Genomic DNA, 12,160 nt, shown 5'->3' with positions numbered 1-12,160 from the left:
CGGCCATCTCCTTCCCGATCCGTTCAGACCAGCGCCAGCAGCGTGAGCACCACAGCCATTACCGCGACCATGGAAACAATATTGGTTTGCAGCCTGCCGCTCTGCACCAGGCGCAGCACCCCGCCCAGAGCGCGCACGCTCCGAGCCGCGCCGTCCACCACCGTATCTATGCCGTGCCAGTCAAACCAGGACCAGAAGCGCGCGGAGCGCATCAGCGGCACTATGCCCTGCCGGTTCCAGGCCTGGCCCACGGCCGTATCCACAGACTGCACGGGCTTGCGCGCAAACCAGTAGAACAGCCGCCCGCCCATGCGGTAAAACCAGTCCAGGTCCAGGCTGATGGTGGGTTCGGGCGTGAGCTTTTTGAGCAGCAAAAAGAAGCCCAGAGCCGTAAAAAGCAGGATTTGCAGCGTCTCTGAAATGTGCGCCGCCGTGTACGGATCATAGGCGGCCGCCGCTTCGGGGAAGGGCAGCATGTTGTAGAGATACGGCGTGTAGCAGCCGATAAAGATGCACAAAAAGGCCGCCGCGGCCATGGCCACCTGCATGTTCTTGGGCGGATCGCAGGCGCGCTTCCAGGTTTCTTCAGAGCAGTTGTTCTTGCCGAACCAGATGAAGTACGGCACCTTCAGCCCTGTGTGCAAAAAGGTTCCCGCCGAAGCCAGGGTAAGCAGAAAGCCCGCCCAGTAGTTGTGGGCCTCAAAACCGGCGGACACGATCATGGCCTTGCTCACAAAGCCGCTGAACAGCGGGAAGGCCGAAATGGAAAGCCCCCCTATGAGCGTGAACACAAAGGTCCGGGGCATTTTTTTATACAGCCCGCCCAACTGGGTAAACTTGCTTACGCCCGTCATCTGCAGCACCGAGCCGCAGCCCATAAACAACAGGCCCTTGTACAGGATGTGGGCAAAGGCATGGGCGCAGGCCCCGTTGATGGCCAGGGGCGTGCCTATGCCCACGGCTGCCACCATGTAGCCCACCTGGCTGATGATGTGGTAGGCCAGCAGCCGGCGGGCGTCGTTTTCCAGCACGGCGTAGACTACGCCGTAGAGAGCCATGCCCACGCCCAGGGGCACCAGCACCTCCATGCCCGCAAAACTGCGCGCCAGCACGTACACGGCCGTCTTGGTCGTAAAGGCGCACATGAACACCGCGCCCGTCACCGTGGCTTCGCCGTAAGCGTCGGGCAGCCAGGCGTGCAGGGGCGGTACGGCGGCGTTGAGAATGAAGCCCGCCATAATCAGATAGGTATACGTCTGCGGGTCGGTCACGCCTATGGGCCCAAAGCTCAGGTCGCCCGTAGCCCGGTAGCGCAGCACCAGCCCGGCCAGCAGCAGCAGGCCGCCCGCCGTGTGCACCAGCAGGTAGCGGTAGCCCGCGCCCAGCGAGGCCTTGCGCCCCCGGAACCAGACCAGAAATACGGATGAAAAAGCCATGACCTCCCAGAACAGAAAGAGCGTCAGGTAGTCGCCGCAAAAGATGACGCCCAGAGAGCCCGCCACATAGGTCCAGGCGGCCATGTGCTGGGCCGGCTGCTCCACATGCAGGCCATAAACGGTGCCGATGATGCACATGAGCGTCATGATGTAGGCAAAAACCAGGCTCAGGGCGTCCACCCGGCCGAAGGTCAGCGTCCACTTCATGAAGGGCACCACGCCGTACACGCCGTTGTGCCCCTGCATGAGCAGCACGGCGGCAAAGGCCAGCACGGGCACCAGCACCAGAAAGACCTTGCGCGCCGCCCTGGGCACAAAGGGCAACAGCGCAGCCCCCAGCAGGAGCACGGCAGAGGGATGGATCCAGGGTTCAGTCATCGTAATAATCCTCGCGGGTCATGATGCCCAAATGGCCAAACCACTTGGAAACGATGATGATTACAACACAGGCCACAAAGCCGAAGACAGCCCAGAAACCTGGCAGGCGCTCCATAAAGGTGTGCACATGCTCCTTGGGAACAAACAGGGCGTCCCACAGCACCACCAAGGCCAGCAAAACCAGACAGGCGCGGATAGTGCCCTTGAGCCTGGCGCGGAAAAATTCGATGATTCTGACTATCATCCTGTCACCGCCTTCACGAAGGACATGATGGCGTCGGGATAGACGCCCAGAAGCACAGACACGATTGCGGCCAGAAGAATGGGCACCACCATGGCCAGCGGGGCCTCGCGGATGCCCTGCGTCGCCTCTCCTGCCGGGCGCTTGCCGAAAAAGGCCTTGTAGGTCACCGGGGCAAAGTAAGCCACGTTCAGCAAGGTGCTGGCCAGCAGCACCAGCATGATGCCCACGGCATGGGCGGGCATCTCCATGGCCCCGGTCAGCAGCTTCCACTTAGTCACAAAGCCCGCCACGGGCGGCGCGCCGATCATGGAAAGAGAAGCCACCGCAAAGGCCGCAAAGGTAAAGGGCATGGTGCGCCCCAGGCCGCTCATCTCCGAAATGCACTTCTTGTGCGTGGCCACATAGATAGCCCCGGCGCAGAAAAAGAGCGTAATCTTGGAAAAGGCGTGGTTGGCAATGTGCACAATGCCGCCCTGAATGCCGTCCACGGTAAGCAGGGCCACGCCCAGAATGATGTAGGAAAGCTGGCTCACCGTGGAATAGGCCAGCCGCGCCTTAAGGTTGTCCTTGGTCAACGCGATGACCGAGGCCGTAAGGATGGTGAAGGAAACAAAATAGGCCGTGGGCACGCCCAGGTTGAGGCTTTTCATCAGGTCTGTGCCGAAGACGTAGAGCATGACCCGCGTGGTGCAGAACACGCCCACCTTCACCACGGCCACAGCGTGCAGCAGGGCCGACACCGGCGTAGGCGCAACCATGGCCCCCGGCAACCAGTGGTGCAGCGGCATGATGCCGTTTTTGGCAAAGCCCAGCAGGCAGCAGACGTAGAGCACCGTGGCCAGGGCATTGCTGACCCCGCCGTGGAAGATGCCCTCGTGGCTGTTATGGGCAAAGTCCAGATTGCCCGTGAGCACATAGATGACGATCATGGCGGGCAGCACCAGACCCTTGGCCGTAGTGGTCAGGTAGACGATATACTTGCGCGCGCCTTCATACCCCTCTTCGTCCTGGTGGTGGGCCACCAGGGGGTAGGTGCAGATGCTGACCACCTCATAGAACAGGTAGAGGGTAAAGAGGTTGTCCGCAAAGGCCACGCCCATGGCTCCGAACAGGGTCAGCGCGAAACAGACGCTGAAGCGGGTCTGGGCGTGCTCCTTGAGGCCGCGCATGTAGCCCGCCGAGTAGAACACGGTGATAATCCACAAAAATGAAGCCACCAGGGCAAAAACCATAGAAAAGGCGTCGGCCCGAAAACTTACCGAAAGCCCCGGAAGAATGGGAAAGAGCGTCTGGTGCAGGGTGAGGCCGCGCCCCACAGGCGCGGGGGCCACGTCGGGGATCATGGAGGCCACCAGGGCAAACATGACCACCGCCGTGACAAAGGAGACCGTCTCGCGCACGTTGGGCCAGCGCCCGGTCAGCACGACCAGGCAGGCGCCCACGAGGCCGGAGAATACGGCGGCCAGGGGTATGACGGATGCAACCATTTCCATGTGCTCCCCCAGAGCGGTTGCGCGCGGGGGTCTGCCCCCCTCGCGCCGTGTGAGCTGTAAAAAATCCCGACCGCAGCTTTCAACTGCCCACGGTCTGCGCCGTCAGCCCCCTGCCGGGGCCTCTGGAGCAATGGCAAAATAACCTTGCTAGCCGTGCATATCCGAGGGCCCGTCCGTCTCAATGGAGCGGTAGAGCCGGTATACGGCCAGAATAATGGAGAGGACGATGACCGCCTCTGCCGCCGCAATGGCCATGACAAACAGGGTGGCCACCTGCCCCGCCACCGGGTCCGGGGCCGTAAAGCGCCCAAAAGCCATAAAATTCACCGAAGCTCCGCAGAGGATCAGCTCCGAAGCGATAAGCATGCCGATAAAGGTGCGCCGCACGGCCATGCCAAACAAGCCCAGACCGAACAGGCCCGCGCCGATAATCAGGTACGCTTCCAACGACTGGCTTGCGCTGGCGATCATTTCTCCCTCCCGTGGCGCGCCAGGGCCAGCGCGCCTACCATGGCCACCACCAGAACCACGGAAATAAGCTCAAAACTCATGGAGTAGGTGCTCAACAGAGCCTCGCCCACGCGCTCCACCGTGCCGGGGGCCTGTGCAGCGGGGGTTTGCGGCCATACGCCATACAATGCCTGCCCCGCCAGAACCACCGTCACCAAAACGCTGCCCGCCGCGCCCAGCAGCACTGTAAAGCCCCGCCGCCGGGGCGCGCGCCGGGCGTCGGTGGTTTCCGCCAACATGATGGCAAAGGTGATGGTGACGCAAAGCGCGCCCACATAAATGAGCATCTGCATAAAAGCCACAAAGGGGCTGGAAAGATAGTAGTAAAGGCCCGCCACCCCCGTGAAGCACAGGGCCAGCCCCGCCACCCGGCGGATAAGCGAGTGCGCCCCCACGGCCAGCACGCCGCCCGTAAAGGTCACCACCACAAAGAACCAGAAAATGCCTTCGGCCAGAGCCGCCAGGGTCTGCGGACTGAACATCACGGACGCTCCTTGAGCCGCCGGACGAGATCGAAATGGTAGTCCTTCGCGTCAAAGCCGGCCAGGTTGTATTCGCGTGAAAAGGTCAGGGCCTCTGTGGGGCAGGCTTCCACACACATGCCGCACAGGCTGCAGCGGGTAAAATCCAGTTCGTAGCGGGTAAGCGTTTTTTTCTTGGCGCCCTCCAGCTTTTCCCCTTCCAAAGAAATGCAGCCGGACGGACAGGCCTTTTGGCAGGAACCGCAGACAATGCAACGGTCCTTGCCCGTTTCCGGGTCGTACACCAGGTCGATGTGCCCCCGGTAACGCGGGGGGATGGGCGGCGTTTCGCGCGGGTAGCAGCTTGTGACCACGGGCATGAAAAAATAGCGCAGGGTGATGCCCATGCCCACCACCAGGCTCCAGCCGCCGGCAAAAATATTTTTGAAGTATGTGGTCATGCTAAAACACCTTGAGCAGCGCGCTGGTGAGCAGAAGGTTAATGAGCGCCACGGGGATAAGCACCTTCCACGAAAGGTTCAGCAAGCCGTAAAATGTGGTGCGCGGAAAGGTCCAGCGTATCCATACCACGGTAAAGATGACGGCGTAGAGCTTGATAAGCAGCCAGTGCGGACCGGGCCAAAGACCCAAGGGGCAATCCCAGCCGCCCAGAAACAAAATGGTGAGCAAGGTGGAGCCCACCACCACATTGGCGTACTCGCCCATGAAATAGACGCCGAAGCCCATGCCCGAATATTCCGTAAAAGCCCCGGCCACCAGCTCACTTTCAGCTTCGGCCATGTCAAAGGGGGCGCGGTTGGTTTCAGCCAGCATACAGATAAAGAAAATAACGCAGGCCACGGGCATGAGGGGGCTCGCCCCCAGGCGAAAAGCGTTCCAGTGCCAGAAGCCGCCGGACTGTTCGGCCACCGTCGTGCCCAGATTGAGCGTGCCCGTGACCATGACCAGGCTGACCACCACCAACAGCATGGGAATTTCATAGGCTACGTTCTGAGAAACCACACGCGCCGCGGAAATGACCGCAAACTTGTTGCGTGAGCCCCAGGCCCCCAGCAAAAGGCCCATGACGTTGACCGAGGCGAAGGCGTAGATGGCCAGCAAGCCCAGGTTCAGGTCGCGGGCCACCAGCCCCGGCCCGTACGGCAGGGCCACAAAGCTGAGAAAGGCCGGGGTCATGACCAATACGGGCCCCAGGCAGAACAGCACGCCGTCGGCATCCTTGGGGATAAAGACCTGCTTGACCATGAGCTTGACGCCGTCGGCAATGGGCTGCAACAGACCGTAGGGCCCCACTTCCTTGGGGCCGATGCGGCGCTGGATGTGCCCGGCCACCTTGCGCTCCACCCAGACCAGATAGGCCGCGTTGAGGGCCACAAAGGCGAGGAAGCCCAAAAGGTAGAGCAACAGGCGCAGGGGTTCGGAGTTCCAGTTCATGACGTGCCTTCCTCAGCGGTCGATGTCGGGGATCACCAGGTCCAGGCTGCCCAGAAGCGCCAGAGCGTCGGGCAGCAGCATGCCTTTACAGGCCTCGCCGAAGACCAGCAGGTTGGAAAAACAGGGCGTGCGCAGCTTAAGCCGCCAGGGCGAACCCGTGCCGTCGCTGACGGCGTGGATACCCAGAAGGCCGCGCGCCGTTTCCACCGCGTGGTAGTAATCGCCCTTGGGCGGCTTGATGTTTTTGGGCACCTTGGCCGCCATAACCGGCCCGCCGGGCAGCTGCTCCAGAGCCTGTTCAATGATACGCAGGCTCTGTTCCATCTCATCCATGCGCACATTGTAGCGCGCCAGGGAGTCGGCCTCATGGTATACGGGCACGTCAAAGCGGAAGCGGTCATAGACGCTGTAGGGCTCGTGGCGGCGCACGTCAAAGGCAATGCCCGCGCCGCGCGCCACCGGTCCCGTGGCCCCGTACTTGCGGCACATTTCCGCAGAGACAATGCCCACACCTTCCAGGCGCTGGCGGAAAATAAGATTCTTGGTAACCAGGTTGTGGTACATGGGCAGACGGGAACGCATCCTTTTAATGAAGGCCCGCGTCCCGGCCACAAAATTTTCGTCCACGTCGTTGTAGACCCCGCCGAAGCGGAAATAGCAGTACGTCAGGCGGGATCCGGTCACGGACTCCAGCAGGTCCAGAATCTGTTCGCGGTCATCAAAGGCATACAGCAGGGGGGAGAAGCCGCCAAGGTCCAACACAAAGGCCCCCAGCCAGAGCAAATGGCTGGAAACGCGGTTGAGCTCCGTGGTGATGACCCGGATGTACTGGGCGCGCTCCGGCGCTTCAATGCCAGCGGCGCGCTCCACCACACAGGCGTAACCGAAATTGTAGGCCAGGGCGTGCAGGTAGTCCATACGGCCCGTATTGGCCATGAACTGCGCCCAGGTGCGGTTTTCAGCCATCTTTTCGTGCATACGGTGGATGTAGCCCAGCACGGGCTCGGCCTCCACAATATACTCCCCGTCCATGACGACCTTGACGCGCAGCACGCCGTGCGTGGCGGGATGCTGCGGCCCCAGGTTCAGGACGAAACGCTCGTCGGTGGGACTTTGGGCCAGGAAGTTCATGCGCCATAATCCTTGAGCAGGGGGTGATAATCCGCGTCCTCAGGCAACAACAGGGGCACAAGATAGGGATGCCCCGTAAACACAATGCCGAAAAATTCATGAATTTCGCGCTCGTGCCAATGCGCTATGGGGTAGATCTGCGCAATGCTCGGCAACTGCGGGGCGGAACGCGGCACGCGCACCCGCACGGACACCCGGTGCCGGGCCGCATAGCGGTTGCAGTCGTAAACCACTTCCAGCTCGTCCTCTTCGGGAATGCCGGGGGCCGCCTCTTGCGGGGCTGCCGCAGGGGCCGTTGCTGCGCCGTCCGCCGCAGCTTCCGCGTCTGCCGCGGCTTTGGCGGCGGCAGCCGCTTTGGCCTTGGCCTCCTTGAGCAGGGCTTCCCGCTCGCCCAGCCAGTCCACGCCGGTCATGCCCTCAAGAAAATACCCTGCCGCATCCAGCAGGCCCACAGCCTCCGGAACGGCCGTTGCAGGCACGCGCACCTCCAGGTCATAGCCCAGGGCGGCGTGATCCGTGTCCCGCACGCTCACGCCCGGCAAGGCCGCAAGACGCGCGCGCAGGGCTGCCGGATCCGCGTGCGCGGGGGTTGCGCTCATGCGGGGGGCCTCAGGCAACATGACCGTTCACCTCCATGGCAAGGGGCGCGTCCGTGTCGTTGTCGCTCTGGGGCGCGGCCTGGGCCGACGCCTCCCGCGCGGCGGCGGGTCCGGGCAGGGGGGGCGGCGTCACTACGGGCCAGCGCCGCTTGCCCGTGAGTTTTTCTTCCAGCTTGAGGATGCCCTCAATAAGAGCTTCGGGCCGCGGCGGACAGCCGGGAATGTAGACATCCACGGGGAAGAGCTTGTCCACCCCTTCCACAATGCCGTACTGCCCCTCGTAGACAAAGGGCCCGCCGGAAATGGCGCAGTTGCCCATGGCAATGACCCACTTGGGTTCGGGCATTTGATCGTACAGGGTCTGCACGGCCGGGGCCATTTTTTTGTTGACCGTGCCGGAAACGATCATCACGTCGCTCTGGCGCGGCGACGGCCGAAAGACCTCCGCCCCGAAGCGGGCCAGATCAAAGCGTGACGCGCCGGCGGCCATCATCTCAATGGCACAGCAGGCCAGACCAAAGGTCATGGGCCAGAGCGAATTGGCCCGGCACAAATCCAGCAGCCGGTCCAGACTCGAAAACTGGACTACCGATCCGAAAACATTTTCCTCTGCCACTGGAACACTCCCTTTTTCCACGCGTACACGATAACCAGGGACAAAATGCCCACAAAGAGGAAGACTTCCACAAATGCCCGCAAATCGCTGACTATTGTAGTTTTGGCATAGATAATGGCCACGGGAAAGAGAAACAGAATATCCACGGCAAAAGCCAGGAAAAGCAAGGCATACATATAGTACACAGCGCCGAACTTTATCCAGGCGTCGCCGATGGGGTCTATGCCGCATTCAACTATCTGCCGGGTTTTGCCGACAGTGTTGCGCGTCAGACGCGGCGCAAGAAAAAAGACCAGTACAAATGGCCCCAGCGCAAAGCTGATGCCCCCCAGGCAAAAAACCATAATGTAGACAAGGTCCATAACATCATTGGCGGCCATAGAGCATCTCACTCTGTGTAAAAGACAACAAAAATATTTTCAAAGGAGATATTGACTGCGCAAACAGTCTATTCCCTTTTTATATTGTATTGTGGAATACAAAAATTATATAGTTGTGTCAACGACTCTTTCAAAAAAATATTTACTCAGTGCGAAAATTCACAACAAATTCCTAAAGAAAATTATAATTGACTATCCCGATAGGACATTCACAGACACTGCACCTGTTTTCACGGTAATAATACATGGAATGTTCGTGCATTAGCAAAAAAAAGCAGCCCCCGCGAGGACCGGGCCTGACCGGCGCCAAAGGGCGGCAGCAGACCAAATTCCGGCAAGACCGCAAGCCGCGCCGGAGTGCAAAAATATCCCGTCACAAGCGCACAAGACCCGCCCTGATGTTCAAAACAGGGCGGGTCTTACGGCTTTATCCGAGAAAAACAGGAGCTACATCAAGGGGGGGGCTACCTCAAAGGGAGGGGCACAGCGGTCCGTTGAAGGCGCTTGCCCCCGTCTTTGGTGTAGCCAACAACAGAGGCTCCCCTGTGCCCCCACCTAGGCCGCAAAAATTTCACGCCTGCACTTCGGAATAGGCTTTATCCTTGGGGACCTGCTGCACAGATTGCAAAAAACGGCTTGCAGGATCGCCCCAGGGGTGGCCGGGTGCCCCTCCCAAAACTTGGGCCAGAATAGCCAGCAGGATTTGCTCGGCATCACCTCCCTCAGATGATAGGTTTTGCCTTTGTGGCGCTTGCATAGGTCGGCAGCCTGCGCTTCATCCCTTGTTTGCCACACAGGCACAGGCCGTTGACCGGCAACAGGCTTACCCGTAATCTGTGGGGACGGAGGCATTATGTCGCTTACCCTTGAAGAACTGGTCGAAACTGCCATAGAGAATCAGCGCGTAATCCTTGAGCTTGAACTGAAAAAAAAGGGGGTTCCGCTGAACTACCTGGATGAAAATGGGCAGTATACCCTTCGCTATCCCGATGGTCACACGGAAACGATGTCACTCAACGAAGCCCAACAACAGGTCAGGTAATGCCCACGCTCTTGTGCATCTGCGGCCCAAATGGGGCAGGCAAGAGCACTTTTTCAAGGGCGATTGCTATGCGGGAAAATCTGCTGGTTATTGACCCTGATAAACTTGCTGCAGAAGGCTTGTCTCCCATAGCCGCTGGTAAGGCTGCTGCTCGTATGGCTCACCTTTTTCTGGAAGAGGGAGTTTCATTTGCGCGAGAGTCTACCCTTACCGCCAGGTTTGACTTCACGCTGATGGCAAAGGCAAAACAGCGAGGCTATAAAATTGAGCTTGTATACATATGCCTTGCGTCAGAAATGCTTGCGCTGAAACGAGTTGCGGCTCGCGCGTCACGGGGGGGACATAGAGTTCCGCCTCGGGATGTTATCCGCCGTTTTAGCCGCAGCCTTGAAAATTTGCCAAAAGCTATTGCGCTGGCGGACAAAGTGACTATTCTGGATAACTCCTTCTGTAATTACAAAAGGCTATCCTAGCCAGTCTGATAACAACATATTTTGAAGCGCCCGGTTCCCTTAAAAAGGGGGCTCTACCTCAAAGACAGGGGCACAGCGGTCCGTTGAAGGCGCTTGCCGGCTCTACCTCAAAGACGGGGGCACAGCGGTCCGTTGAAGGCGCTTGCCGGCTCTACCTCAAAGACGGGGGCACAGCGGTTATAGGGGGTCAGGGAAGATGAGAATGAAGGGTAAGGCCGATCCTGCTTGACGAATGCTTGACTTTCCCTTGACTGATGCGGGCTTGGGGGCTGCCCGGCCCCGGAAAAGCCACGAAAGAATGGTTTGAGAATGGAGGGCCGTTTTGAGGCCCGATAGTCACGCAAGTTGAGAACGAGAGAAGCCCTGTTGAGTGTCGAATCTGACACAAAACAGGGCTTGCTTTTTTTCGTATGCCGTGCCCTATGGATGAACAAGGGAGGCTCTATGGACGAGGTACGTTACAAGGCTCGGATTCTCCTGCGTCGGTCTCGGCGCACTGCGCGAGGCGTTGTCACCGGCTTTGACTGGGAGGTATGCGAGGTGGAATTTCCGGCCCGGCTTCGGGATGCCGAAATTGTAGGCGTCGAAAGCGCCGACCAGCCACGAATTGATATTAACGAGTTTCTCGGCTCCAGCGTTGATGGTCTGGATTTATCTTTTCGAGCGCGGACGGGACTTGCTACAGCTAATATCCGCACCATCACGGAGCTTGCCAAGCGGCAACCCTATGAGCTTCTCAAGGTAAAGGGCATTGGCGAAACCGTTCTCCAGGAATATGCCCACGAGCTTGCACGGCACGGACTCTATTTAGGTATGCCGCTGAACTAGCGACAGACTCAAAATGAAAACAGCCCCGGTGCGTGTCAAATCTGACACACGCCAGGGCTGTTTTTTTGTGCTCGGTAGATGAGCGGCTATTTGTGGGTGGGCAGGGTATGGCTACTGGATGGGATTGCCTGTTTCTTGTCAAAACGGAGCGGCTGTTTCTCTTGTTCGGTTTCTCCACGGGCTGCCTCCATCCGTCCCTCCATCAGCGCAAGTTTTGCACTCAGCTCACCGAGCTTGCGCAGCAGCTCTTCCTTTTCCCGGTAGAGTCTGCGGTTCTCTGTTGCCAACTCTCTGCGCTCTTCCCGCTCCAGCTCTAATTCACGCTCCAGTTTAGCAAAGCTCTCTTCCCTTGGCTGCGTGATAGCCTGCCCCGAACTTAAAGGCTCTGCACTCTTTGGCTCGGCATCTTCTTCCCTAATTGGCCCTTCGCCGAACATCAGCCAACGTAGGCTTACGCTAAAATGGGAAACAAATGTCCGTAGAACTTCTATGCTGGGTTCATTTCTCCCCGTTTCGTAATTACTCAGTGTTGTTTGAGCCATGCCTAGCGCGGCAGCAAGGTCCGCCTGACGGGTGCTTCCTCGTAACTGTTTTAGGCGATCTCCAAGTGTATTCATGGGTAAAAGTTCCTATGCCCCTAACTTTTACCCTAACTTTTACCTTCACTTCTCACACAATATAGCGAAAAAATACAATAAAGAAGTTTTTACGCTAAAAAGAAGTTTTACCCCATTTTAACTTGACTAAACGCTAAAATGGGAATTAAAAGAAGGGTGCGGGCGGTTGAAAAAGAACGCGATGAATCAGCCATAGCAGGCCGCCCCCATTTTAGCAATGTCAATGCTTCAAGCTCAAAATGGAGGGACTCCATGAGCAAGCTACAACCTTACGGACGCAGGCGCGCGGATTCCAAGCGGGATATTCAGCGCATCCTCGACAGCAAAGGCAAAAATTTTGTGGATGTGGCGGAGGTGGCCGGAGTTACCCCGCAGACTGTGTCCGCCACGATGAACGGTTTTCGGCATAGTCCGCGTGTTCTGGAGACGCTACGCTCTTTTGGGATTCCTGAAAGACTTTTGTTTGATCCTCGTCGTGCTGAAAACGCGGCATAGGC

The 12,160-nt window shown here is 58.8% G+C and carries 16 protein-coding genes; 4 read left to right on the top strand and 12 right to left on the bottom strand.

All coding sequences use genetic code 11. From position 1 onward, the window contains the following. Positions 1–23 precede the first annotated feature (23 nt). From J7I12_RS11680 to J7I12_RS11630, 11 genes are all read right to left on the bottom strand, one after another. Positions 24–1,814, bottom strand: a complete 1,791-nt coding sequence (locus J7I12_RS11680) for a Na(+)/H(+) antiporter subunit D (protein WP_302549061.1) — start codon at positions 1,812–1,814, stop codon at positions 24–26. Continuing rightward, positions 1,807–2,058, bottom strand: a complete 252-nt coding sequence (locus tag J7I12_RS11675) for a hypothetical protein (RefSeq protein ID WP_118230205.1) — start codon at positions 2,056–2,058, stop codon at positions 1,807–1,809. The genes J7I12_RS11680 and J7I12_RS11675 overlap by 8 nt, the downstream gene beginning before the upstream one ends. Further along, a complete protein-coding gene (locus J7I12_RS11670) occupies positions 2,055–3,551 on the bottom strand; it encodes a monovalent cation/H+ antiporter subunit D family protein (protein WP_118230206.1) in 1,497 nt (498 codons plus the stop codon). The genes J7I12_RS11675 and J7I12_RS11670 overlap by 4 nt, the downstream gene beginning before the upstream one ends. Before the next feature lie 147 nt (positions 3,552–3,698). Next, positions 3,699–4,022: an NADH-quinone oxidoreductase subunit NuoK gene (gene nuoK / locus J7I12_RS11665; RefSeq protein ID WP_118230207.1), complete on the bottom strand. Its 324-nt coding sequence runs from the start codon at positions 4,020–4,022 to the stop codon at positions 3,699–3,701. Beyond that, entirely contained in the window at positions 4,019–4,543 is a 525-nt protein-coding gene (locus tag J7I12_RS11660) for an NADH-quinone oxidoreductase subunit J family protein (protein WP_288907955.1), read from the bottom strand. Before J7I12_RS11660 ends, nuoK begins: the two co-directional genes overlap by 4 nt. Next, positions 4,543–4,983: a NuoI/complex I 23 kDa subunit family protein gene (locus tag J7I12_RS11655; RefSeq protein ID WP_118230209.1), complete on the bottom strand. Its 441-nt coding sequence runs from the start codon at positions 4,981–4,983 to the stop codon at positions 4,543–4,545. The genes J7I12_RS11660 and J7I12_RS11655 overlap by 1 nt, the downstream gene beginning before the upstream one ends. Position 4,984: 1 nt before the next feature. After that, positions 4,985–5,977: an NADH-quinone oxidoreductase subunit NuoH gene (gene nuoH / locus J7I12_RS11650; RefSeq protein ID WP_118230210.1), complete on the bottom strand. Its 993-nt coding sequence runs from the start codon at positions 5,975–5,977 to the stop codon at positions 4,985–4,987. Positions 5,978–5,989: 12 nt separating this feature from the next. Next, positions 5,990–7,108 carry an NADH-quinone oxidoreductase subunit D gene (locus tag J7I12_RS11645; protein ID WP_118230211.1) on the bottom strand — a complete coding sequence of 373 codons (1,119 nt, stop codon included), beginning with the start codon at positions 7,106–7,108 and terminating at the stop codon, positions 5,990–5,992. Beyond that, positions 7,105–7,707, bottom strand: coding sequence for an NADH-quinone oxidoreductase subunit C (locus tag J7I12_RS11640; protein ID WP_288907949.1), 603 nt, complete (start codon positions 7,705–7,707; stop codon positions 7,105–7,107). The genes J7I12_RS11645 and J7I12_RS11640 overlap by 4 nt, the downstream gene beginning before the upstream one ends. 10 nt (positions 7,708–7,717) lie before the next feature. Continuing rightward, the gene (locus J7I12_RS11635) at positions 7,718–8,323 is read right to left on the bottom strand and encodes an NADH-quinone oxidoreductase subunit B (RefSeq protein WP_242621207.1); all 606 of its coding nucleotides are present in this window, start codon (positions 8,321–8,323) and stop codon (positions 7,718–7,720) included. Beyond that, the gene (locus J7I12_RS11630; RefSeq protein WP_118230213.1) at positions 8,293–8,703 is read right to left on the bottom strand and encodes an NADH-quinone oxidoreductase subunit A; all 411 of its coding nucleotides are present in this window, start codon (positions 8,701–8,703) and stop codon (positions 8,293–8,295) included. Before J7I12_RS11630 ends, J7I12_RS11635 begins: the two co-directional genes overlap by 31 nt. Positions 8,704–9,556: 853 nt before the next feature. On the opposite strand from J7I12_RS11630, the gene J7I12_RS11625 reads away from it, so the two are divergent. From J7I12_RS11625 to J7I12_RS11615, 3 genes are all read left to right on the top strand, one after another. Then, positions 9,557–9,745 carry a hypothetical protein gene (locus J7I12_RS11625; RefSeq protein WP_118230214.1) on the top strand — a complete coding sequence of 63 codons (189 nt, stop codon included), beginning with the start codon at positions 9,557–9,559 and terminating at the stop codon, positions 9,743–9,745. Between the two features lie 68 nt (positions 9,746–9,813). Then, a complete protein-coding gene (locus tag J7I12_RS11620; protein ID WP_242621206.1) occupies positions 9,814–10,218 on the top strand; it encodes a zeta toxin family protein in 405 nt (134 codons plus the stop codon). Positions 10,219–10,662: 444 nt separating this feature from the next. Continuing rightward, positions 10,663–11,046 carry a DNA-directed RNA polymerase subunit alpha C-terminal domain-containing protein gene (locus tag J7I12_RS11615; RefSeq protein ID WP_302548928.1) on the top strand — a complete coding sequence of 128 codons (384 nt, stop codon included), beginning with the start codon at positions 10,663–10,665 and terminating at the stop codon, positions 11,044–11,046. A gap of 86 nt (positions 11,047–11,132) precedes the next feature. On the opposite strand, the gene J7I12_RS11610 is transcribed toward J7I12_RS11615, so the two are convergent. Continuing rightward, positions 11,133–11,663 carry a helix-turn-helix domain-containing protein gene (locus tag J7I12_RS11610; RefSeq protein ID WP_487125958.1) on the bottom strand — a complete coding sequence of 177 codons (531 nt, stop codon included), beginning with the start codon at positions 11,661–11,663 and terminating at the stop codon, positions 11,133–11,135. 252 nt (positions 11,664–11,915) lie between these two features. Here J7I12_RS11610 and J7I12_RS11605 point away from each other — a divergent pair, with 252 nt between their 5' ends. Further along, complete coding sequence (locus tag J7I12_RS11605) at positions 11,916–12,158, top strand: LacI family DNA-binding transcriptional regulator (protein ID WP_302548903.1); 243 nt, start codon at positions 11,916–11,918, stop codon at positions 12,156–12,158. Positions 12,159–12,160: the final 2 nt, after the last annotated feature.

This window comes from Desulfovibrio diazotrophicus (genome assembly GCF_902498985.2).
Classification (GTDB): domain Bacteria; phylum Desulfobacterota; class Desulfovibrionia; order Desulfovibrionales; family Desulfovibrionaceae; genus Desulfovibrio; species Desulfovibrio legallii.
This window is presented reverse-complemented; position numbering and strand designations above follow the sequence as displayed.

Bases quoted from the DNA above. Each gene is read 5' to 3' on its own strand.
- J7I12_RS11680 (WP_302549061.1), bottom strand. From the start codon at position 1,814: ATGACTGAACCCTGGATCCATCCCTCTGCCGTGCTCCTGCTGGGGGCT.
- J7I12_RS11675 (WP_118230205.1), bottom strand. From the start codon at position 2,058: ATGATAGTCAGAATCATCGAATTTTTCCGCGCCAGGCTCAAGGGCACT.
- J7I12_RS11670 (WP_118230206.1), bottom strand. From the start codon at position 3,551: ATGGAAATGGTTGCATCCGTCATACCCCTGGCCGCCGTATTCTCCGGC.
- nuoK (WP_118230207.1), bottom strand. From the start codon at position 4,022: ATGATCGCCAGCGCAAGCCAGTCGTTGGAAGCGTACCTGATTATCGGC.
- J7I12_RS11660 (WP_288907955.1), bottom strand. From the start codon at position 4,543: ATGTTCAGTCCGCAGACCCTGGCGGCTCTGGCCGAAGGCATTTTCTGG.
- J7I12_RS11655 (WP_118230209.1), bottom strand. From the start codon at position 4,983: ATGACCACATACTTCAAAAATATTTTTGCCGGCGGCTGGAGCCTGGTG.
- nuoH (WP_118230210.1), bottom strand. From the start codon at position 5,977: ATGAACTGGAACTCCGAACCCCTGCGCCTGTTGCTCTACCTTTTGGGC.
- J7I12_RS11645 (WP_118230211.1), bottom strand. From the start codon at position 7,108: ATGAACTTCCTGGCCCAAAGTCCCACCGACGAGCGTTTCGTCCTGAAC.
- J7I12_RS11640 (WP_288907949.1), bottom strand. From the start codon at position 7,707: ATGAGCGCAACCCCCGCGCACGCGGATCCGGCAGCCCTGCGCGCGCGT.
- J7I12_RS11630 (WP_118230213.1), bottom strand. From the start codon at position 8,703: ATGGCCGCCAATGATGTTATGGACCTTGTCTACATTATGGTTTTTTGC.
- J7I12_RS11625 (WP_118230214.1), top strand. From the start codon at position 9,557: ATGTCGCTTACCCTTGAAGAACTGGTCGAAACTGCCATAGAGAATCAG.
- J7I12_RS11620 (WP_242621206.1), top strand. From the start codon at position 9,814: ATGCGGGAAAATCTGCTGGTTATTGACCCTGATAAACTTGCTGCAGAA.
- J7I12_RS11615 (WP_302548928.1), top strand. From the start codon at position 10,663: ATGGACGAGGTACGTTACAAGGCTCGGATTCTCCTGCGTCGGTCTCGG.
- J7I12_RS11610 (WP_487125958.1), bottom strand. From the start codon at position 11,663: ATGAATACACTTGGAGATCGCCTAAAACAGTTACGAGGAAGCACCCGT.
- J7I12_RS11605 (WP_302548903.1), top strand. From the start codon at position 11,916: ATGAGCAAGCTACAACCTTACGGACGCAGGCGCGCGGATTCCAAGCGG.